17 protein-coding genes and 1 riboswitch are annotated in these 22229 nt (G+C 37.7%); of the genes, 14 read left to right on the top strand and 3 right to left on the bottom strand.

The features are described 5' to 3' along the window. The first annotated feature begins 18 nt into the window (after positions 1–18). The 10 genes from ACFX4N_RS18745 to ACFX4N_RS18790 all read left to right on the top strand — a co-directional run bounded on the left by ACFX4N_RS18745 (position 19) and on the right by ACFX4N_RS18790 (position 14508). Positions 19–1626 carry a GGDEF domain-containing response regulator gene (locus tag ACFX4N_RS18745; RefSeq protein ID WP_192100534.1) on the top strand — a complete coding sequence of 536 codons (1608 nt, stop codon included), beginning with the start codon at positions 19–21 and terminating at the stop codon, positions 1624–1626. Next, the gene (locus tag ACFX4N_RS18750; protein ID WP_013055644.1) at positions 1627–2676 is read left to right on the top strand and encodes a HEAT repeat domain-containing protein; all 1050 of its coding nucleotides are present in this window, start codon (positions 1627–1629) and stop codon (positions 2674–2676) included. It abuts the gene before it with no gap. Next, a complete protein-coding gene (locus ACFX4N_RS18755; RefSeq protein WP_013055645.1) occupies positions 2666–4075 on the top strand; it encodes a glycosyltransferase family 2 protein in 1410 nt (469 codons plus the stop codon). The genes ACFX4N_RS18750 and ACFX4N_RS18755 overlap by 11 nt, the downstream gene beginning before the upstream one ends. After that, positions 4072–7320 (top strand): hypothetical protein, encoded by a 3249-nt coding sequence (locus ACFX4N_RS18760; RefSeq protein ID WP_057274396.1) that lies wholly within the window; start codon positions 4072–4074, stop codon positions 7318–7320. The genes ACFX4N_RS18755 and ACFX4N_RS18760 overlap by 4 nt, the downstream gene beginning before the upstream one ends. Before the next feature lie 2 nt (positions 7321–7322). After that, entirely contained in the window at positions 7323–7691 is a 369-nt protein-coding gene (locus ACFX4N_RS18765; RefSeq protein ID WP_013055647.1) for a response regulator transcription factor, read from the top strand. After that, entirely contained in the window at positions 7681–10554 is a 2874-nt protein-coding gene (locus tag ACFX4N_RS18770) for an ATP-binding protein (protein WP_377262035.1), read from the top strand. Before ACFX4N_RS18765 ends, ACFX4N_RS18770 begins: the two co-directional genes overlap by 11 nt. A 456-nt stretch (positions 10555–11010) precedes the next feature. Continuing rightward, positions 11011–11385 (top strand): DnaJ family domain-containing protein, encoded by a 375-nt coding sequence (locus ACFX4N_RS18775; protein WP_028407648.1) that lies wholly within the window; start codon positions 11011–11013, stop codon positions 11383–11385. 36 nt (positions 11386–11421) lie between these two features. Continuing rightward, complete coding sequence (locus ACFX4N_RS18780) at positions 11422–12228, top strand: alpha/beta fold hydrolase (RefSeq protein ID WP_013081956.1); 807 nt, start codon at positions 11422–11424, stop codon at positions 12226–12228. 12 nt (positions 12229–12240) lie between these two features. Continuing rightward, complete coding sequence (locus tag ACFX4N_RS18785; RefSeq protein ID WP_377262038.1) at positions 12241–12828, top strand: histidine phosphatase family protein; 588 nt, start codon at positions 12241–12243, stop codon at positions 12826–12828. A 360-nt stretch (positions 12829–13188) separates the two neighbouring features. After that, entirely contained in the window at positions 13189–14508 is a 1320-nt protein-coding gene (locus tag ACFX4N_RS18790; protein ID WP_057274400.1) for an aspartate aminotransferase family protein, read from the top strand. 159 nt (positions 14509–14667) lie between these two features. Then, a riboswitch (SAM riboswitch) is annotated at positions 14668–14767 on the top strand. 243 nt (positions 14768–15010) lie between these two features. Here the strand turns inward: ACFX4N_RS18790 and ACFX4N_RS18795 are convergent. Together ACFX4N_RS18795 and ACFX4N_RS18800 are read right to left on the bottom strand one after the other, a co-directional pair. Beyond that, a complete protein-coding gene (locus ACFX4N_RS18795; protein WP_029324888.1) occupies positions 15011–15640 on the bottom strand; it encodes a hypothetical protein in 630 nt (209 codons plus the stop codon). Between the two features lie 53 nt (positions 15641–15693). Beyond that, entirely contained in the window at positions 15694–16263 is a 570-nt protein-coding gene (locus ACFX4N_RS18800; protein ID WP_013055654.1) for a YkoF family thiamine/hydroxymethylpyrimidine-binding protein, read from the bottom strand. A 523-nt stretch (positions 16264–16786) separates the two neighbouring features. Here ACFX4N_RS18800 and ACFX4N_RS18805 point away from each other — a divergent pair. From ACFX4N_RS18805 to ACFX4N_RS18820, 4 genes are all read left to right on the top strand, one after another. Beyond that, complete coding sequence (locus ACFX4N_RS18805; RefSeq protein WP_057274401.1) at positions 16787–18130, top strand: 5'-deoxyadenosine deaminase; 1344 nt, start codon at positions 16787–16789, stop codon at positions 18128–18130. Between the two features lie 123 nt (positions 18131–18253). Further along, positions 18254–18451, top strand: coding sequence for a hypothetical protein (locus ACFX4N_RS18810; protein ID WP_156622808.1), 198 nt, complete (start codon positions 18254–18256; stop codon positions 18449–18451). A 283-nt stretch (positions 18452–18734) separates the two neighbouring features. Next, a complete protein-coding gene (locus ACFX4N_RS18815) occupies positions 18735–20060 on the top strand; it encodes an NCS2 family permease (RefSeq protein ID WP_013055656.1) in 1326 nt (441 codons plus the stop codon). A 149-nt stretch (positions 20061–20209) separates the two neighbouring features. Further along, on the top strand, positions 20210–21241 hold the full coding sequence (locus ACFX4N_RS18820; RefSeq protein ID WP_057274402.1) for a LacI family DNA-binding transcriptional regulator: 1032 nt from the start codon (positions 20210–20212) through the stop codon (positions 21239–21241). Between the two features lie 24 nt (positions 21242–21265). Here the strand turns inward: ACFX4N_RS18820 and ACFX4N_RS18825 are convergent, their stop codons facing one another. Beyond that, positions 21266–21823, bottom strand: a complete 558-nt coding sequence (locus ACFX4N_RS18825) for a shikimate kinase (protein ID WP_013055659.1) — start codon at positions 21821–21823, stop codon at positions 21266–21268. Between the last annotated feature and the right edge of the window lie 406 nt (positions 21824–22229).

Genomic DNA, 22229 nt, shown 5'->3' on the forward strand with positions numbered 1-22229 from the left:
GAACAAAGGGTGTATAAGATGGATAAATATCAAATTGCATTATTAGCTAATGTGCGTAAGCAGCTGCAAGAGTGGACCGATCAAAATGAAGAAATACCTCATGAAGAAGTGTACCGCTTTTTGCATTCAATTTCTGGAACGTCTGCAACCATTGGACTGAATTATTTAGGAGATCGTTCCCGCGAGTTAATGGAAGCTGTTGAAAAAAATCAGAAAAAAACCTGGAATTACGCGGAGTTGAATACATTTTTATTAGATATTATTAAAATTTGTTATCAAGATGAAATTCAATCCGTAGAAGATATAAATAAACCGATAGAAATTAGTGAACAAACAGCTAATGTTTTACTTGTGGATGATGATCTTTCAATGCTGATGTATTTAAAAGAACAGTTTGAAAAACAAGGGTGGTACGTATTAGCAACTGCCTCTAAAGAAAAAGCCATTACGGCTTTTTACGAATTAAAGCCGGATTGTTTTGTTGTTGATGTACATATGAAAGACTGTACAGGCTTTGACATTCTTTCATTTTTACGTGATAAAACAAAGCAACTGTTCGTCCCCATTGTCATGATGAGCGTTGATAATCAAAGAGAGACGCGTTTGAAGGCTTTTAAATTAGGGGCCGATGATTTTTTTGTTAAACCTCTCGATAGGGAAGAAAGTCTACTTCGAATTGGTCACCATATTGAACGAAAGCAGATGTTTAACTCCTATTTAATGTTTGATGAATTAACAGGAGCCTATAACCGAACGTATTTAAAAGAAATCTACAGTCAGCAGCTATCCAGCTACGACCGCTTAAAAGATCCTTTTTGTTTAGCGATTTTAGATTTAGATTTCTTTAAGAGAATAAACGATCAATATGGACATCTTATGGGAGACCGTGTGCTGCAAGCATTTGTAGAGTATATGAAGCATGAAATTCGTCCAACAGATCACATTTTTAGATATGGAGGCGAAGAATTTATTCTTTTACTGCCAAAAACCAATATAAAAGAGGCAGAAACAGTATTAAATAGACTGTTGGATTTGTTTGTGAAAAAAGTGTTCACACATCAAAGCAATTCGTTTTATTGCAGCTTTTCCGGCGGAGTTGTAGAAGTTCATAACACTGAATGGCCGTTAGAAAAAGCTCTTCATCAAGCTGATGAGGCATTATATATAGCGAAGGAATCAGGACGTCAAAAAATTGTAGCTTCTTCTCAAAGCAAGCTGGTCAAAAAGCGAACGCTTCGTATGGCTATTATTGATGATGATTCTATCATTCGAACGATGCTGAAAGAGCTTTTAAGTAAGATTGATGTAGGAGATCGCTATGAAGTGAAAATAGAAGTGTTTAAAGATGGCATCGAATTTTTTGAGTCCCAATGGATTCATTCTAGCGATCAGTACTTTGTTATTTTAGACGGAATGATGCCTAAGATGGATGGCTTAGAAGTGCTGCAAAAATTAAGACAGCATAAACGTCACGATCAGTACACGGTTATTATGCTTACATCAAGAAACAGCGAACAAGATATTCAAAGAGCATTAGAACTTGGGGCAGACGATTACATGACAAAGCCATTTAAGTTAATGGAGCTTGAAGCGCGCGTGCGTCATTTAATGAAGAAGATGAAATAAATGGCGATGTCAATTCAAGTGGTATATGTCTTATTTGGCGGATTGCTATTGCTTTTAGTCTGTTTTCTGAGTTATTTACTTATTCAAAAAGCGCGTTTAAACGCTTTTCGAGCAAAAGTAGAATCCTATAAAGATAGTATGAAAGAATCTCTTTTTATTTATTTATACAGAAAAGATGAAGAACATCGGGTAGAGCCTAAAAATAAAATAGAGCTGGCGGGTGTAGAGGAACTATTGAGCAGTTTTTCTGCAGCTGTGCAAGGCGATGAAATTCTAAATAACATCACGCTCTATGCGGAGAAGGTTTTTACACCCAAATATAAAAAAGAGCTGCATCATTCTAGATGGAGTGTCAGAATGAATGCTCTTTATGCTATCGAAGACTTTGGTCTAACTACGCTAACACACCAATTAGTAGAAATGTATGAGAAAAAAAATAGTACAGCGGCTGAAAAAAATCAAATTTTAAAAATTTTAGTTAAGCTGAACCGCCCTGAGTTTGTTGTGTACATGACGAACGCTTCTAGACCGCTGTCTGAATTTATGTACCGCTCTTTGTTTGGAACTATGAACAGTGAGCAGTTTCAGCAATTTATTAATAAATTTGAACATCTACAAGAAGAAATTCAGCTGCCTCTTATCGATATGATAGGTATCAATCATAAGTTAGAGTATATAGATTTCTTAAAAATGCACATGAAAAGTTCATCAGAAGAACTGCGAATTCGTTCGTTGAAATCACTTAATGCTTTATCTTTTCCATTAAGAATAGAGGAGCTCACGAAACATCTTCAGTCAGGTATTTGGCAAGAAAGAATGATGGCTACAAAACTAATAGGCAAAACGAGAGATGAGAAGGGATTGTCACTTCTTGAGCAGTCGCTAAAAGATTCTCATTTTCTTGTGCGTTCGAATGCTGCTCAGTCAATGATGAAAATCCCAACAGGTAAAGAATATTTAGTTCATGTATACAAAACGACTGATGACAAGTTTTCGAAAGATATGGCAGCAGAATGGCTTGAAAAAGGAGGAGTTACGGTTGTGGAATAGTGTTTGGCATCTTTTATTGTCTATTTGCGGATGGGCTGTATTTGCTTATATGATTTTTGTGCTTTGTTTTTATTTTATGATGTTTATCATCTCTGCTTTTCAACTGCGAAAGCAATATCAATTAAATGATGAAGAACCTTATGAAGATTTGCTTGCGGTTAGCTATACAACACCGTTATCTATATTAGTTCCCGCTTATAACGAATCTGTCGGGATTATTGGAAGCGTGCGTTCGCTGCTTGGAATTGAATATCCGGAATATGAAGTAATTGTAGTAAACGACGGATCTTCAGATGATACGTTAGAAAAGCTAATCGAGGAGTTTTCTCTTGTGAAAATGAATCGAGTTGTGAGAAAGCAAGTAGAGACGAAAGAAGTAAAAGCTGTATATCGTTCTAAATTATACGATTATTTATATGTAGTCGATAAACAAAATGGGGGAAAGTCAGATGCATTAAATGCAGGAATTAATTTATCCAACTATCCTTATTTTTGTTCGATCGATGGCGATTCAGTGTTAGAAAGAGATGCTTTTTTAAAAGTTATGAAGCCAATTATTGATTCAGACGGAGAAGTAATTGCTTCAGGGGGAAGTATTCGAATTGCAAACGGATGTAAAATCGAAAACGGTGCGGTCGTATCGATTGGACTTGATACGCAGCCGCTTGTTGTGATGCAGATTATTGAATATTTACGTGCCTTTCTTATGGGGCGCATTGGTCTCAGTCGCCATAATTTATTACTTATTGTGTCAGGAGCATTTGGCGTATTTTCTAAACGCTGGGTGATTGAGGCTGGGGGTTATTCTCATACAGTCGGCGAAGACATGGAACTTGTTGTTCGCCTGCACCGACTGATTAAACAGAAAAAAACCAACAATCAAATTGTTTATATTCCAGATCCCGTATGCTGGACAGAGGCACCCGATGAAATCAAATATTTGCGAAGACAGCGGAACCGCTGGCACCGCGGTTTATTTGATAGTCTTTGGAAGCATAAAGAGATGCTGTTTAATCCGAGATACGGAAGTATCGGAATGATTTCTATGCCTTATTTTGTGTTTATTGAACTAATCGGTCCGGTCATGGAAATGTTAGGCTATTTGTTTATTGTTATTTCTCTAGTTGTAGGCGGGATTTATGTAGAATTTGCTTATTTGCTTTTTCTCTTGATGGTTGTATATGGTTCTCTTTATTCGATGGCGGCCGTTTTGCTAGAAGAGTGGAGCCTTCGCAAATATCCAAGAGTATCCGATATTGCTAAGCTATTTGTCTTTTCCCTGACTGAATCCTTTTGGTATCGCCCTCTAACTGTTATATGGCGCTGTCATGGATTGTTGGATGTTATTCGCAATAAAAAAGGCTGGGGAGACATGCAGCGAAAAGGAGTTTCACAATGAAAAAATGGTTGTTAATTGGCGGCATTATTTTGGTTATGGCAGTAACGGCTTCTCCATTTCTTATTTGGCAGCTAAAGAAACCAACTGATTTGAATATGCTTGTCATTGATAAAACAGTGCCGGATCAAACGTTTCGAGAGCATCAAGGTTTAATGTGGATGCTGAATCAAGCGAAAGTACGCAAAGACGGGAAGCCTTATAAAATCTCAAAAGATTATGCAGGGTTTTACCCAAAAGGAGATAAAACATACAGCATTAAATCTCTGCCAAAAACAAACTCTGCAGATATGATTTATATCACGGACACGTATGGCGTATACAAAGAAGATTTAGGCGTAAAAGCTAAAAGAGGAGATCGCTCTCAATTGGTGTATGGTGGCATGACTTCTGAAGACGTGAGCTACGTTAAGAAAGCTCTAAATGGACGTACAAAAACGCTGATTGGAGAGTTTAATACATTTGGGAGTCCTACTTCTTTAGACGTTCGCAAAGAACTGTATGAATTGTACAATGTTACGTGGTCCGGCTGGATTGGACGCTATTTTGAGGAATTCGGCAGTGAAGAAGTTCCTGCTTGGGTGAAAAGTGCTTACAAAAAGCAGTACAACAAAGAGTGGAGCCTTACAGGAAAAGGCTTATTATTCGTTAATGAATCCAATAAGCTCGTTATTATAACGGAAAAAGAATTAAAAGAAAATCCAGTATGGTTTCAATACACAAAACAAGGAAAGAAAACATTGAATTTACAGGATGAATCTGCTTATCAATATTGGTTTGACGTAATTGCACCGCAGCAAAAAAGTGATGTGCAGGCTCAGTTTGTCTTTCACTTGGATTCTGAAGGGAAAAACAAGCTAAAGGAAAATGGTATTCCTTTGTCCATACCAGCAGTCGTTCATCATAATAAAGAGCGATATGATACCTATTACTTTGCAGGAGATTTTGCAGATCAAGGAGAAATACCTTCCATTTATCAAACCTCTTTTTACCCGCTGTGGAAGAAATGGACAGAGAAAATCGGAAAAGAAGATGAGTCTTCTTTTTACTGGACTGTTTACCTGCCTCTTATGAATAAGATCATAGATCAACAGCAAAATGAATCGCAGCCTGCTTCTGTTACTTTTAATAAAAATATGGAAATCTATGAAGATGCTGACCTTAAAGTAGCAGGGAAAGTAGGAAAAGATTATTTGCAAATTTATCAAAACGGCAAGTGGCAAGATGTGCTGATTAAAGGAGTAAATATGGGCATTAGTAAGCCAGGCCATTTCCCTGGTGAGACTGCTATTTCGAAAGAAGAATATTTGCGCTGGTTTAAAGAAATTGGAAAGATGAATGCAAACTCAATCCGCGTATACACCATTCATCCTCCCGCCTTTTATGAAGCGCTTGCTGAGTATAACCAAAAAGCCAAAGAACCCATTTATCTTTTTCATGGGGTATGGGTGAATGAAGAAGTTTTCTATGATTCACAAGATGCTTTTGCAAAGGAAAATACAAAAGAATTTGAAGCTGAAATGAAAAGGATTGTAAACGTTATTCACGGAAATGCAACACTGCCAAAACGGACAGGACATGCAAGCGGAACGTATACAGCAGACGTGTCTCCTTATGTTTTAGGCTGGATTATAGGAGTTGAATGGGATCCCACGGTAGCCCTTTCGACAAATGAAAAACATAAAGGAATGAAAGATTTTAAAGGGCAGTACATCTATACCGAAAAAGGCAATCCCTTTGAAATTTGGCTTGCTCAGCTTATGGAAAAAACAATTTCCTATGAGCAGGATAAATATGATTGGCAGCGGCCTATGAGCTTTACGAACTGGGTGACGACGGATTTGCTTACTCATCCATATGAGCCTTCTGAAGACGAAGATAAAGTGTCTGTTAATCCTAATTTAATTCACACAACTAAAAAATTTGAGCCGGGCTTATTTGCCTCTTATCATATTTATCCGTACTATCCTGATTTCTTAAACTATGAATCTCGTTATCTCGCTTATCGAGATCATCGAGGAGAGAAAAATAACTACGCAGGCTATTTGCAAAATATGAAAGAAGTTCATCATATGCCCGTTCTTGTTGCTGAATTTGGCATTCCGGCTTCGCGAGGACTCACCCATAGAAACGTATACGGGTGGGATCAAGGCTTTCATACGGAACAAGAACAAGGAAAGATTCTGTCACGCTTATACGAAGACATTGTTGAAGAAAAAATGGCTGGCGGTATGGTCTTTACATGGCAAGATGAATGGTTTAAGCGAACGTGGAATACGATGGAGTACGACAATCCGAACCGCAGGCCATTTTGGACGAATTTGCAAACGGGAGAGCAGCATTTTGGATTGCTGAGTTTTGATCCAGGAACGAAGCTGAAAGTCAAAGTAGACGGTAAATCAGATGATTGGAAAAAGCTGAACAGCAAGTCGGTATATAAGCCGTCTAAGAAGTTAAAAGCATTGAACATTACAAGTGATGAAGGTTATCTATATCTACACGTGAGTGCAAAAGAACTGGAAAATCAAAAGCTTTATTTCTTGTTTAACACGATTAACAATCAGGGACAGTCAAAGATTCCTCAAATCCCTTCCTTAAAAACAAAAGGAATTGATTTTGTAGCAGAATTAAACGGAAAAGAAGACAGTCATTTATGGATAGACAGCTATTACGATACGTATTATTTTTCATATGCTCATCAGCTCCAAATGATTCCCGCGGTAAAAGGAACCGATACAAAAGACAACGGCATGTTTAATCCAATCAGGCTCGCCCTTAACAAAGAGTTAGCGATTGGAGAGGGGAAAAACAAGAGAACCATTCCTTTTGACGCCTATGAAACAGGGAAGCTCCAAGAAGGAAACAGCGATCCTAACTCTTCTTCATTTGATTCGCTAGCAGATTTTAAAGTGAATGAATCAAATGGAATTGCTGAACTTCGCATTCCCTGGGCGCTTTTAAATGTAAAAGACCCGAGTCAAAAAGAAATAATGGGAGATATTTGGTCCAAAAAAGGATTAGAATCCAGCGAGAAAATAAAAGGAATTCAAGTGGGAGTCGTAGCTGTTAATAAGAAGAGCAATGACGTAGAAGATACGTTTCCGACTCAGAAAAAAGGCGAACTTTTATTAAAAGATTTTTACTTATACAAGTGGAAAAATTGGGAGTATCCAACTTTTCACGAACGAATAAAGCCGTCCTACTTCATATTGCAAAAAACGTATGGACGACTACAAGCGGAGGAATAACAATGGCAAAAATTTTATTAGCGGAAGATGAAGAAGTGCTTCGTATGTTAGTGGTAGATACGCTTGAAGATGAAGGACATGATGTGACGGAAGCAGAAAATGGCGAAGAAGCTTTGGAATTTATTAAAGAACGTGATTTTGACTTAATTATTTTGGATTATATGATGCCCGTGTTCACCGGGCTTGAAGTCATTCAGCAGCTGAAAGAAATGAAAGATAAGCGCCATACAAAAGTATTGATGCTTTCAGCTAAGAGTCAAGCTGCTGATCAAAGCCGAGTGTTAGAAGCAGGGGCTGCGTATTTTATGTCTAAGCCGTTTAGTCCCCTATTACTAGCTGAACGTGTCGAGGAAATTTTAGATGAACAATAAACTAAAACGAAAAAGTATCTCAACCCAGTTCATCCTCTTAGCAAGTATCCTTTTACTTGCTTTTGCGGCGGGTTCAACTGTACTTGTTGTACGGCAAAAAGAAATTACAGCTGATTATGCCCAGTACAGGGCACAAGTACGGGAAAAGGCACAGCTGCTATCTACAATTGATAAATCAATGAACAAGGCTTTTTTGCAGGCTCGTGGGTTTATTGTGTTTGATTCAGAGGATATGTATAACGAGGCTGCAAGTCAGCAAAAAATTATCGAAGAAAATCTTGACCGACTTTCAGGTCTAGCCGCAGATAGACGTGAGCGTACGCTTGTAAATGAAGCGACGGTGATGCTAAACACGTATTTTAATCAAACGCTTCCTTATTTTAAAGATATTTACGACAAAAAAGGTATTGAAGGAGTCCGCTCTAGTCCTGAGCGGAAGGCTGCTTCTAAATCAATAGAACAAATGCAAAAAGAACTTGATGACTACCAAAATGAATTAACTAAAGACTTAAATACACAGTACGATGATACGTCGAGTGACATGCAGAAAAGTCAAACATTCTTTATTTTATTTTTAGCGTTTACAGTGGTCATTTTATTGTTGCTTACACGGGTACTGCTAAATAAGTTTGTAAAGCCACTGAGTCAGCTAGCATATACGGCAAGCGAAATTGCTGCCGGAAAAGAAATGCCTATGACATTTGATGAACATAGAAGAGATGAAATTGGTATGCTATCGCAAGCCTTTTACAAAATGGTATCGACTTTGCAAAATAATGAACAGGAGTTAACGGCTCAAAATGAGGAGCTGATTGCACAGCAAGATGAATTGCACAGTCAGCAAGATGAACTTCAGCACGCATTAGAATTGACAAAGGAACGAGAAGGGGAGTTAGAATTGCGCAATTTATTTGTGCATGGACTAACAAATTCTCTTCACAAGCAAGAGGTTCTCACGAGTGCTGTCACAAACATGAGCCGGGTGATGAAAGCTGATCACGGGTTTATTATGCTAGCCGATGAAAAGACACATGCTTCATTTGGTCTATCTTCATCAAGTGTTCAACAGATGGTGGCAAATCTTCATAATAATTACGTTGATCATGTGCAGAAGACGAAAAAATGTATGGTAGTAAAAAGAGAGTGTATAGAAAATGAGCGCCTATATCATCAGCAAACGTTTTATTTGTATGATGTTATCGTACCGGTGCTGTCTTCACAGGGAGATATGCTAGCCTATATGTTTTACAGCCGCTACGCTGATGAATACACAGACCATGAATTACAGACATTTGAAATACTGGCCAAACAAATCACGATTGCTCTTGAAAAAATTTATATTTACGAAGAGTCTGAGCATGACCGATTGCTATCTCAAGATATTTTAAATTCGATTCAAGAAGGAATGCAGCTTGTAGATACAAGCGGTACGATTCTACAAGTGAATACGAAGATTAGCGAATTGTTTCAATATGAGCATCAAAGCGGGCTTCTTCAGCTCTCTCGTGATCAATGGCTAGATGCTCTCTCTCAAAAAGTCGAAAATATACAGCAGCTGAGACAATACGTTGAAGCCATTTGTAAGGGAGAGCAAGTAGAAAAGTCTTTTGTTTATTACCTGTACACGGAAGGTAAGCGAAAAATTATAAAAGTTTATAGTGAATACGTATATCGAAACCGTCAGATGTTTGGCGTATTGTTCGTTCATCGGGATATTACGAAAGAATTTGAAGTTGATCAGATGAAGTCGGAATTTGTAAGTACTGTGAGTCACGAGCTGCGCACACCTTTAGCAAGTGTATTAGGGTTCACTGAGCTTATGCTAAACAAAACATTAAAAGAAGAAAGACAGAAGAAGTACTTAACTACTATTTATCAGGAAGCACAGCGGTTAACGTCTTTAATCAACGATTTTCTGGACGTCCAAAGAATGGAAGCGGGGAAACAAACCTACGACAAAAAGTATCAAGACATTCTGCCGCTTATTAAGCAGGTGATTGAGGTCCAGAAAATACAAACAAGTAAGCATGAATTTGATATGATTTCCGATCAAGAGCATTTTACAGTAATGGGAGATAAAGATAAGCTGCTGCAATTGTTTAATAATGTAATTAGCAATGCAGTGAAATATTCCCCCGATGGAGGGAACGTTACAGTTAAAGTGTATCAAAAGGAACACGCTGTTTATATTGATATTCAAGATGAAGGAATTGGTATACCAAGTGAAGCGCTAGGTCAATTGTTTACCAAATTCTACAGAGTAGATAACTCCGATATGCGCAAAATTGGCGGAACAGGTCTAGGATTAGCAATTGTAAAGGAAATTGTAAAAGCTCATGGTGGAGACATTACTGTACAATCGGAATGGAAAAAAGGAACAACATTCACGGTTGTTCTCCCGCTTCTATATGAAGTTCAGTACGATGAAGAGATGATAAGTACGAATGATAACCGTAAAAGCGTAGTGATTGTAGAAGATGATAAAAGTTTAGCGACGCTTTTACAGGTAGAATTAAAAGAAAGCGGTTTTCACGTTCGGTATTTTAACAACGGAGAAGACGCATTAAACTCTATTCATCAGCAAAAGCCTGAAGTGGTTGTTCTAGATATTATGTTGGGAGAAAATAAGTTAGACGGCTGGGATGTTTTAAGACAGCTCAAAGAAAATACAGAGACAGAAAAAATTCCTATTTTAATCTCATCCGCTTTAGACGAAAGAAGCAAAGGGTTAGAGCTTGGAGTGTGTGAGTTTCTGATTAAACCCTATCAGCCTAGTGAATTATCCAAAACGATTCTCCAGCTGCTTTTGAAAAAACAAGAGCACGAAGGAGAAATTATGATTCCATCAGATAAAGAAGAGTAGAAATTTGGTGAGGCTTCGTTATATTTGCGGAGTCTCATTAAACGAAAAGAAAATTAGCAAAGTAATATAAAAAAATATTGAAAACGCTATCAAAATGTGGTTTTATAGAAAGTAGGCATAACATGATGACCTTAGAATTACCTTTTTCCACCTCCTTACATGCGTAAGGAGGCTTTTTTGTATAAATATAGTAAGATAAGATAACAAAACCTGATGCAGAATCGTTTATTGAATTTCAGCTAGTTAAGAAACTGCTCAAGAAAGTTTGATAGTGAAAGGAGTGAAGCTCTGGAAATCATTTCACAAAGGGAGGATAGTCTATCCTAGAAGTGAAGGTAGTTCAATTTTTATAATCATAGTATAATAAAAAATACGGTTATAAAAGTTGTGTTTGTTATACATCTTTTATATAGAAGGTAGGATTGAATTTTATATTTGCTTAAAGGAGGTCTTTCCTTGGATATTGCGTATATAATTGCTGAAGAAAGAATTAGACAAGCAATAAAAGACGGTGACTTTGATAAGCTGCCTGGGGAAGGAAAACCATTAAAGTTAGAAGATTTGTCACACATACCTGAAGAACTGCGCCAAGCGTATAGGATATTAAAAAATGCAAACATGATAACGGATGAACAAGAGCTAAAACGAGATATGGCTACAATAGAAGAATTGATTTCTATATGCACGGATGCTAATGAAGAACAAAGGCTAACAGAGATGCTTACGGAAAAGCGTTTGCGCTTTGAGCAGCTCGTTGGCAAGAAAAAGATGACAAGTTCTGCAGCTTACAGGACGTATCAGAATAAAATTTACTCCAAATTTTTTTATTAATGAGTGTAATGAACGAGACGATCGGAGGGTGAGAACTTGCGGCTGTTAATTTTATTGATCAGTATCATACTATTTATTTCGCTTTGTTTTTATATTTTTGCCCCACAAATAAAACGAGGTGCCCAATCGAAAAATGTGCCGGTTTTATTTATTCATGGCTATTTAGGCAGTCAAAAAAGCTTAGGGAAAATGATTAAACGATTTGAACAAAACGGATGGGGAACTAAAGTAGGTTACTGCGTTGTTCAAAAAGATGGAGCTATTCAGTGGAAGCATATTATGAAAGCAAAAGAGGGAAAACTTCCGCTTATTCATATCGTTTTTAAAAAGCCAGATGCCAGTATTGCACAGCAGCAAAAATGGATTGAAGCTATTATGCAAGATGTACGTGATACATATAAAGCATCTTCTGTTGATTTAGTTGGACATAGTATGGGAGGAGTAACAGCAGCAGCTGTTAGTTTGTCTAACCCTCAGTATATTCAAAAGTTAGTTACGTTAGGATCGCCAATTCAAGGATTAGATTATCAGGAATTAATGGAGATGTATCCTCATGCACGCAATCATATTGAATCTATGGGTGCTCGTGATTTAGCTTTTCACTCTATAGCGTTAAACAAGCTGTACGAAAGTCGTCAAGATTTCTCAAAAGAAATCGACGTTTTTTCAGGAGCAGGAGATGTGGGAGATAAGACAGATGGAGTGGTAACAGTAGAAAGTGCGTACGGGCTGCAAGAGTTCACCGAACACATTCATCTCCAAACGTTTCATGAAGCACATTCAGATTTACATGAAAGCTCAGAGGTTGATAAAGCTGTCTATCAATTTTTAAAACGGGATTAAAGGGGGATTACGATGCTTTACTTAATTAGGCACGGCCAAACAGATTGGAATAAAAACAAACTTATTCAAGGGCATGCTGATATTCCGCTCAACGAAGCGGGAAAGCAACAAGCTAAACGCGTAGCGGAACGCTTTCGAGATATCCATATTGATGTAATCTATACAAGCGATTTGCTTCGTGCGCAGGAGACGGCTAGGAAAATTGCAGCAGCTGCTAAAGTAGAGAAAGTCGAGGCTTGTGAGCAGCTGCGTGAGCGCTCTTTTGGAGAACTAGAATCAAAGAACGTAGAAGTTCTGCATGAGCTTGTGCCAAACTATGCGACAAATTGGGGAGAAGAACCTTTATATAATATCGAAACACTCGAAGCCGCTCAAGAACGGATGGTTCGGCGGTTAACGGAAATTATGAAGAAGTCTATCGGAAAGAAAGTAGCAGTTGTTAGTCACGGGGCGGCAATTAATACATTCATTCATCATGTAACAAGCGGAGAACAAGGAACAGGGACTACTATTTTACAAAATACATCGATTACAACTTTTGCTTATGAAAGTGGAAAATGGCGCCTTGAAACGATCAATGATGCCAAACATCTTGAATAAATATACTTAAAGAGGCTGTGACAGTAGTATTTTAGTTGAGGGAAGATCCGAACGATTAATCGTTCGGATTTTTTTATGGTGATGGTGAACCTAGGTTTCATATATGTAAGTACTTCTAGCAGTTGATTGGAGGGAAAGGCGAAGACTCCTGCGGGAAAAGCGGAAGGGATGAGACCCCGCATATTAATTTTATATATAAATATTTATACAATTGATTTTAATAAAAATGCATAGTAAAATAAGTTTTATTACTATTCTATTAAAGCGTTTAGTATAACTGAATTTCCTAATATTGTTTAATAAGTAACTATATTTCGGAATAAGATTAATTGATTTGTATAATTTCAAGGAGGATGTAGTATGTCAAAAGATTGGAGTCACTTATTTGAAAGAATGCCTGAATTGCTAGCACCGACGATGGCTAAAGACCATCCGAATTTGCCCGTTGTGAAGGAAGAAGGATGCTATTATTATGGATTGGATGGTAAAGAATATCTCGATTTTACTTCCGGAATCGCTACGACAAATGTAGGACACAGACATCCGAAAGTAGTAAAAGCAATCAAAGACGGAGCAGATCAATTATTGCACGGTCCTTCAGGTGTTATTATGTACGAATCGATATTAAAGTTAGCCGATGAGTTAGGAAAAGTAACGCCGGGCAATTTAGACTGCTTTTTCTTTGGAAATAGTGGCACCGAAGCAATTGAAGGAGCCTTGAAATTAGCGAGACATGTCACAAAGCGTCCGTATGTTATTTCTTTTTTAGGGTGTTTTCATGGCCGCTCGATGGGAGCTTTAAGTGTTACAACCTCGAAAAGCAAATATAGACAATTTCAGCAGCCTTCGGGACTGACGTATCAGATTCCATATGCCAATCCAAAAGAGTGCCCTGCGGAGCTAGACAGCGATGTGTACTTTACTGAAAAGCTTGAAAAAGATTTTGAAATACTCTTTAAGCACCAAGTCACGCCTGAAGAAGTGGCTGCCGTTATTTTGGAACCAGTATTAGGAGAAGGCGGCTATATTATTCCTCCGAAAAGTTGGATGAAGAAGTTAAGAGAGATTTGTGATCGTCACGGAATATTACTTATTTTCGATGAAGTGCAAACAGGGTTTGGCCGTACCGGCGAATGGTTTGCTGGACAAACGTTTGATGTCGTGCCAGATATTATGGCTATAGCAAAAGGAATTGCTTCTGGAATTCCGCTTAGTGCAACGGTAGCTTCTCAAGAATTAATGAAGCAGTGGCCCCTTGGCACACATAGTACAACATTTGGAGGAAATCCTATTGGATGTTCAGCAGCCCTTGCAACTCTTGAAGTGATGAAAGAAGAACAACTGCTGGATAACACGAAAAAAATGGGCGCTTATGCGTTAGAAAAGCTGCATCTTTTAAAGGGAAAACATTCAATTATTGGGGATATCCGTGGTTTAGGACTTATGATTGGAATTGAAATTGTTAATCCGGATACGGGAGAAGGCGATGGAGACGCCTTATTCGAGATTTTGGACTTAGCTTTAGAAAAAGGCGTGTTATTTTATTTTTGCGGAAATGCAAGTGAAGTTATTCGCATGGTACCTCCGCTTACTGTAACAAAAGAACAGATAGATGACGGCATTCGCATGCTAGATGAGGCTATCACTTCTTTTGAGAAAAAGTCAGCTGTAAAAGCGTGATAAAAAAATTATATATTTGTAACCTAGTTGTCATAGTAATGGTAGCGATATCATAGTTTTAGAGGGAAAAGAATTTTCTGAAAAGTAGTTGACATCTGTTTGTGCAGCATGTAACATAATATTTATCTTATCAACAATTATCAACAAAATTCGACAAACTTCTTATCAAGAGAGGTGGAGGGATAGGCCCTTTGAAACCTCGGCAACGGACTTTATAGAACCGTGCCAACTCCCACAAGCAGTGCTTGAAAGATAAGAAGAGACCAGGCTTACTAACAATTGTGATCCCAACCTCTTCTTACAGGCACTTAGACACTGTAAGTGGAGGTTTTAATTTTATGACAAGAATATGACATTTAGATAAAAAACAGCAGGCGAAATTACCTGCTGTTTTTATATGCTGTAAAATGATAAATAACCTACCAGAATTCCTAGTAAAAGTACTCCAATCGTAATACCAACAATCCACCACATCATTTTTTTCATTATTTATTCCTCTTTATCAATTAACTGTAGCTGTTGATCCGCCTGAAGCGCCGGAAGCTGTACCGTAAGCAGTTTGTCTTTTGATTCCGGCATTTTTAGCTGCAATTTTCCACTGCCAGTCAATTCGCCCGTAGGCTCGATTATTTTGCACCCAAGATTTTGAGCTCTTTTTTGAAATAGACACAAGGGGGTTTACATTTTTCGTGACGACGCCTCGTACACTTTTGACTGAAGTCACCGATGAGTTTTTCGTGTAATAGTCTACATACACCGTTAGTTTTGTTGTTGTAAATCCAGCCGCTTTATAAGAAGCCGTATAAGCTGCTGTTTTGAATAAAGGTGAAGCCGTTCTTGCTCCGTATGCTGCTGTACTTGCAGCTTCGACTGTGCCGCTAGTCTCTTCAATATCCATTTTTAACAGAGATGGATCCTTTAGTGATTGTACAACTTTTTGTTTTTGTTGACGCGACAGTTTTGAAAATTCATACAGTGAACTTTTATCACTTTGCGCTTTCAAGAACTGCGTGTAAGAAGCAAGCGTTAAATGTGCAGGTTTTTCACTAGCCATAACAGAGTTTGGTACGACTAATAGACATAATAACGCACTTATCAGGAAAAAAGAAAAAAACGTTCTTTTTGTAGCCATATTTATATAAATCCTTTCTAGTATTCTATCTTTATAAATAGATAAGAAGTAATTTATCGTTTTGAAGAAGGACTGTGTGCTGACATATTAACTGTCATCACGACACGAGCTTGCTGTACAGATTTCATAAAACATTCGTATAGAGAAGCGAATACTTTATCCACATCTCCTTCTAAAGCTGTTGCAAAAGGCACGGTTTCGGCAAATACTCCCTGTTGTTTAACTGCGCCAATTCCGCTTTTGATGATGTCTACATAATGCGGCGTATCTAATGGATACAAAGAAAATTGAGTGGATACAGGGAACGAAGCACAAAGCTGTTGGTTTGAAGACATGTTTTCTTTTGGTTTTATTTTTCTTTCTTCGAAATATTCTTCGTGCTGCCCTGTTGAAAACGTGGCATTCAGCACAATATGCTTTCCTGATTTTCCAGCACTTTTATAAACGGCTTGCACAACTTCAAATACGTCTTTGGCAGTTCCTTCAATAAACGTACTAACACGGTCTGTTTTTCGCTGAACTTTAGACATATCCACTTCGTTTAGTGCGCCTAAAATAATATCGATAAAGTTATCACTCATAACGGAAAGCGTAAAACGGCAGCCAACATTTATTTTTTCCAAGTTAATCACCCCTAAAATATAGATTTGTAGTTTTTTAATCATACAAATCATAAAATAACTTTTCTGTTTTGTATAGAAACAGAAGATAGATTCTTTATTTTTAGGAAATATTACATAGAAGAAACGAAAATAAATTGCATAACATGAAAAATAAGGGTGTTAAGAAAAGTCACATAATAAAAAAGAATAAAAAAAACAATGTTAGAACTTCTGACAAAAAACTGGTATATAGACTGAAAACACCATATTATAAATACAAGATCACATTATTCTCCTGCGATTTCGTATAACCTCTTGAAAAAGGGACTTGGGATTTTATCATAAATCCAACCTCCTAGCTGTATAATCAGCTAGGAATTTTTTTTACCCAAACTCTCTATCGCGCATGAGGTTACCTACACTTATTCAACTCAGAGCATGCACCATATATATTTAAGACCAGTGTAAGAAAGATTGCTTGAAGATGTTAGTGTTCGGCTTGAGCTAGAAATAGATAGATGTTACGAAAGAGGGGAAAGAAGGTATGACGCACACATTAATTAAAAATGCAGAGATTATTACGATGAATGAGAAGAATGATATTATTTACGGTGACCTTTATATTGTTGGAAATCGTATTGCAGCCATCGGGAAAAACCTGCATCCGGAAAAGGTAGATAAAGTCATTGACGCAGCAAATAAAACAATTGTGCCGGGCTTTATACATACTCATATTCATTTATGTCAAACGCTTTTTAGAGGGCAAGCAGATGATTTAGAGCTGCTAGACTGGCTAAAGAAGAAAATATGGCCGCTTGAAGCTTCACATGATGAAGAATCTATCTATTATTCAGCAATGTTAGGGATCGGCGAACTCATTCAAAGCGGGACTACAACAATTGTAGATATGGAAACTGTTCATCATACGGACTCTGCTTTTCAAGCTATATCTCAAAGTGGAATCCGAGCTCTTGCAGGAAAAGTAATGATGGATAAAAAAGGCGATGATCTGCCAAAAGCTCTGCAGGAGACAACGGCTGACTCGATCAAAGAAAGTGTAGAGCTGCTTGAAAAATGGCATAATTCAAATAACGGTCGTATTCGATACGCATTCTCCCCAAGATTTGTGCTGTCGTGTACGGAAGATTTGCTGCGTGAAGTGAGCCATTTATCAGCTGCCTATAATGTTCATGTCCATACTCATGCTTCTGAGAATCAAGAAGAAATTCGCATCGTAGAAGCTGAAACGGGTATGAGAAATATTATGTATTTAGACCATTTAGGATTAGCCAATGAGCGCCTTATTTTAGCGCACTGTGTGTGGCTAAATGATCAAGAAAAGCAAATTATTAAGAATCAAGGAGTAAAAGTCAGTCATTGCCCAGGATCAAACTTAAAACTTGCATCCGGAATCGCAGATGTGCCCGGTTTATTAGAGCAAGGTGTATTTTTAAGTCTTGGCGCTGATGGTGCTCCTTGTAATAATAATTTGGATATGTTCAACGAAATGAGGCTGGCGGCTACGATTCATAAACCCTCGTACGGACCAACGGCCATGAATGCAAAGCACGTGCTAGAAATGGCTACAATCGGCGGAGCGAAAGCAGTTGGGCTTGAAAAAGAAATTGGAAGTTTAGAGGTCGGGAAAAAAGCGGATCTTGCTATTTTAAATTTAAATCAGCTTCATACCTTTCCATCTTACGGCGTAGACCCTATTTCCAGAGTTGTGTATTCAGCAACGCGAGGAGATGTAGAACTAACGATGGTTGATGGAGAAATTGTGATGGAAAATCGCGTGCTGAAAACAATTGACCAAGGAATTGTATTGAAAGAAGCAAATCATTCGATTGATCGTCTTTTAAAAAGAATCCCGCTTTTAATTTCATAATCATAAGATGTAAAACAAAGAAGAGGCCGGGATAAAAGTATTTTAGTTGAAGTAAAACTCGAATTATTGATTAATAATTCGAGTTTTTTGTTGTCATGGTGAACGTGGGTTTAATCTGTTTAGTTGCTTCTAGCTGTTGATTGGAGACAAGGCGTAGAATCCTGCGGGAAAAGCGGAAGGGATGAGACTCCCGCAGGAGCGCAAGCAACGAGAAGGCTCATCGGCCGCCCGCGGAAAGCGAAGCTTTGTACGGAAATCAACAGCGGTGTCACAAGCAGTCCAGATCATTTATCCAATTTGATCGTCTTTAGATGGGATTGATTTAGTTATGTCTCAATCTCTTTTTTTGTATAAATGATTAAAAAGAGCACTCTTGCCACAGACTAAAGGGATAGAAGAAATAAATTTTCAAAATTCCAAACTAACGGAAGATAAAAATTTTTATAATGATAGCGTTTTCTACCTTTGCATATCTACAAATTAAGACTATAATAGGACAAAAGATTTTACTTTGTAACGTAAAATCCTCCTAAATCGTGTCCTTTTTAGGACATTTGAATAGGTAGGGTTTTTTATTTTTTTTAGAAGTAGGGAGGCGCGCGTGTTGGAGCGTAACGGAATATTAGAGCGCTTGTTTAAACTATCAGAGCGCAACACAACACCAAAACAAGAAATACTAGCAGGACTTACAACTTTTATGACGGTCAGTTATATGGTAATCGTCAACCCCATTATCATGTCTGACGCGGGTATCCCCCGTGAAGCGGCTCTTGCAGCTACCATTTACGCCATTGTATTTAGTACGTTACTGATGGCCCTGTGGGCAAACTTCCCGATTGTAACCGGTCCAGGGATGGGTTTAAATGCGTTTTTTACGTATTCAGTAGTATTAGGACAAGGATTGTCATGGCAAACGGCACTTGGAGCAGTTTTTATATCCGGGGTCTTATTTTTTGTTTTAACGGTAACAGGAATACGTGGAAAGATTATTGATGCCATTCCGAACGTATTAAAGTCTTCCATAGCAGTTGGAATTGGTCTTTTTGTTGCGTTTATCGGTTTGAAAAACGCTGGATTAGTTGTGGCAAACGAGTCTACTTTTGTAGGGCTTGGAAATGTCATGGATAAAGGCCCCTTACTGGCTATTTTTGGGCTGATATTAGCAGCTGTGCTGATGGCTAAAAATGTAAAAGGCGCTCTCATTATAAGTATTTTTGCTACGACAATATTAGCGATGATTGTAGGAGTACAAGCAGTTCCTCATTCGGTGAAAGACGTCTTTTCAGCTACGCCGCCAAGCGTCGGAGAAACATTCTTTCAAATGGATTTAAAAGGTGCAGTTGCCTACGGTATTTTTTCAGTTGTATTTTCTTTCACCATCGTAGAATTATTTGATACGCTAGCGACATTGATTGGACTATCTAAAAAAGCAAACTTAGTAGATAAAAACGGTAAAATTCCAGGATTAAACCGTGCGCTTGCAGCGGATTCAATCGGTACAATGGCGAGTGCTATTTTTGGAAGCACAGCGTTAAATACGTATATTGAAAATGCAACAGGTATTGCAGAAGGAGGACGTACCGGCTTAAAGGCATTAACGGTTGCCATCTTATTTATATTTACCTTGTTTTTTGCACCGCTCATTCAATTTATCCCAAGCGTTGCTACTGCTCCAGCACTCATTATTATTGGTTCGCTTATGCTAAGTGACATTCGAAACGTTAACTTCGACGATTTTACTGAGGTTGTTCCCGCTTTCTTAACAATTGTCATGATGCCGTTAACCTACAGCATTGCAGAAGGGTTAGCATTCGGCTTCATTTCATACACAGCGATTAAACTGTTTACAGGACGCCATCGCGAAATTCATTGGATGATGTATGTAATCACCATTGCCTTTTTTATCAATTTTTATATGAGTTCCCATTAGGAATGAAAAAAGACGTAGCATTAAGCTACGTCTTTTTTTGTTACTGAGTCCTTGTCAGGGAACATCGTGAAAGAATGAAGCTTTTCTTTTATTTTAGATAATTGTAAAATAATTATAAAAGGTGCGTTATAAAGGGTTGGTGGAATAAATTGAAACAAAGTAAACGCAAACGTGTAACCTTACAACAAGTGGCAGAACACGCGGGAGTATCTCGAGCTACCGCTTCGCTTATTGTGCGAAATAGTCCAAGTGTTTCTGAAAAAACAAGGAAAAAAGTTCTAGCTTCGATGAAAGAGTTAGGATACGTATATGACCGAATTGCAGCAAATTTAAGATCTCAAACTTCATCAACAATCGGAGTTATTATTACGGATATATCTAATACGTTTTTTACAGAATTGTTAATTGGAGTACATGAGGAGCTCGAGAAAGACGGGTATACGGTGTTTTTAGGTACGACGTTTGATTCGGATAATCGACAGGATCAGCTGCTTTCTACGATGCTAGAGCATCGGGTAGGAGGCATTATTTTATGTCCTGTTGCGGGTACATCGGAAGATACGATAAGAAAAATTCAGCATTTAGATGTTCCTTCAGTACTAGCAGTAAGGGAATTGCCTGAGGTGGAGTCAGATTATGTAGGGGTAGATTATAGCTTAGGCGTTCAAAAAGCGGTTCAACATCTACTTCAACAGGGACACAAAAGAATTGCATTTTTAGGAGGAACAACGGGTTCTACAACGTGGAAGGAACGAATGGAAGGTTACCAGTTAGCTCTGGAGAACGCAGGGATTTCTATTGATGAAGAGCTTGTTATTCCGAGCGGTCCGACAAGAAGCGGCGGTGTAGAAGCTGCTCATCAAGTATTGAACATTTCTGAACCTCCAACAGCAGTTTTTTGTTTTAGCGACTTAGTTGCATTTGGTGTTATGCAAGGTTTAAAAGAGAAAGGGATTGTTCCGGGAGAAGATATAGCGGTAGTGGGATTTGATAATGTCATGGAATCATCCGTATGTCACCCTACTCTAACAACCGTCTCTTCTTTTGCAAGACAAATAGGAAAAGATGCTGCACGGTGTCTTCATAACCAAATTGTTGATAAAAAAGAACATCATCATCGCATTATTTTAACGCCTCAGTTAGTTGTTCGAGAATCGTCATCAAAAAAAAGAAGCAGTTAATGAACTGCTTCTTTTCCTTGTGAATTATTTAGACGGTTCATAAATATCCCAAGCCATTTTCAAGGAATCAACAATATAATTTGCTACTTCTTCAATATCCAAATTGTCAGTTTCTACTTTGGAGTGGTGGTTGGAATAGATTGCTTGTCGCGTATAGAATAATTCTTCAATATCCTCTAGACTTCTTCCTTGTAAAACAGGGCGACTGTCAATAATAAGGCTGATGCGCTCTTTCCACGAATCCCATGAAAGGTCTAAAAAGAATACAATACAATTTGATAAGCATATTTTTTGAATTTCTTCTTGAAGAAATGCGCCTCCGCCAACGGATATAATTTTTAAACGCTGCTGAGATAACTGGCTAATTACTTCTTTTTCTTTATTTCGGAAAAACTCTTCACCAAACTCTTTAAAAATTTGTGATGTAGGCATTTGAAACATTTTTTCAATTTCTTGGTCTATATCGACAAAATCTCTGTATAATTTCTTAGCGACTAGTTCGCCGATTGTTGTTTTACCTACGCCCATAAAGCCAATAAATACAATGCTTTTTTCTCTAAGAGACATCTCGCTGTAAGTCATTTTTCAAAGCCTCTTTCTGTTTTTAACAATAAAAAACTTATTATTTTGTATTTTAGTTATTAGAATTATAATACAAATTTTACTGTTTGTAAAAACAGTGAAAGGTATATTATGTCCTAAGAAGCAAGTATCAGCTGACGTTTATAAAATTTTTGTTAGTCAACAGATGGTGATACGCTGTAACGAAAATAAATAAGTAATAGTTAAGCTCGATCACAATCATAAATCTTTGTCATATTGACAGTGCTGCTATCTTACATACTCCTACAGTGTATGTAAGAAAAAAAAGGAAGTGAATGTGAGACTACGTAAGCGAGTATAGGCAAACTGAACTCAGGATCAATGAATATTTTTAGAAAATTCTTTAATTTTCTATTGCTAGATTAAAATTTCTGTTGTAGGATTA

Source organism: Priestia sp. YIM B13551, assembly GCF_042787905.1.
In the GTDB taxonomy this organism is placed as follows: Bacteria; Bacillota; Bacilli; order Bacillales; family Bacillaceae_H; genus Priestia.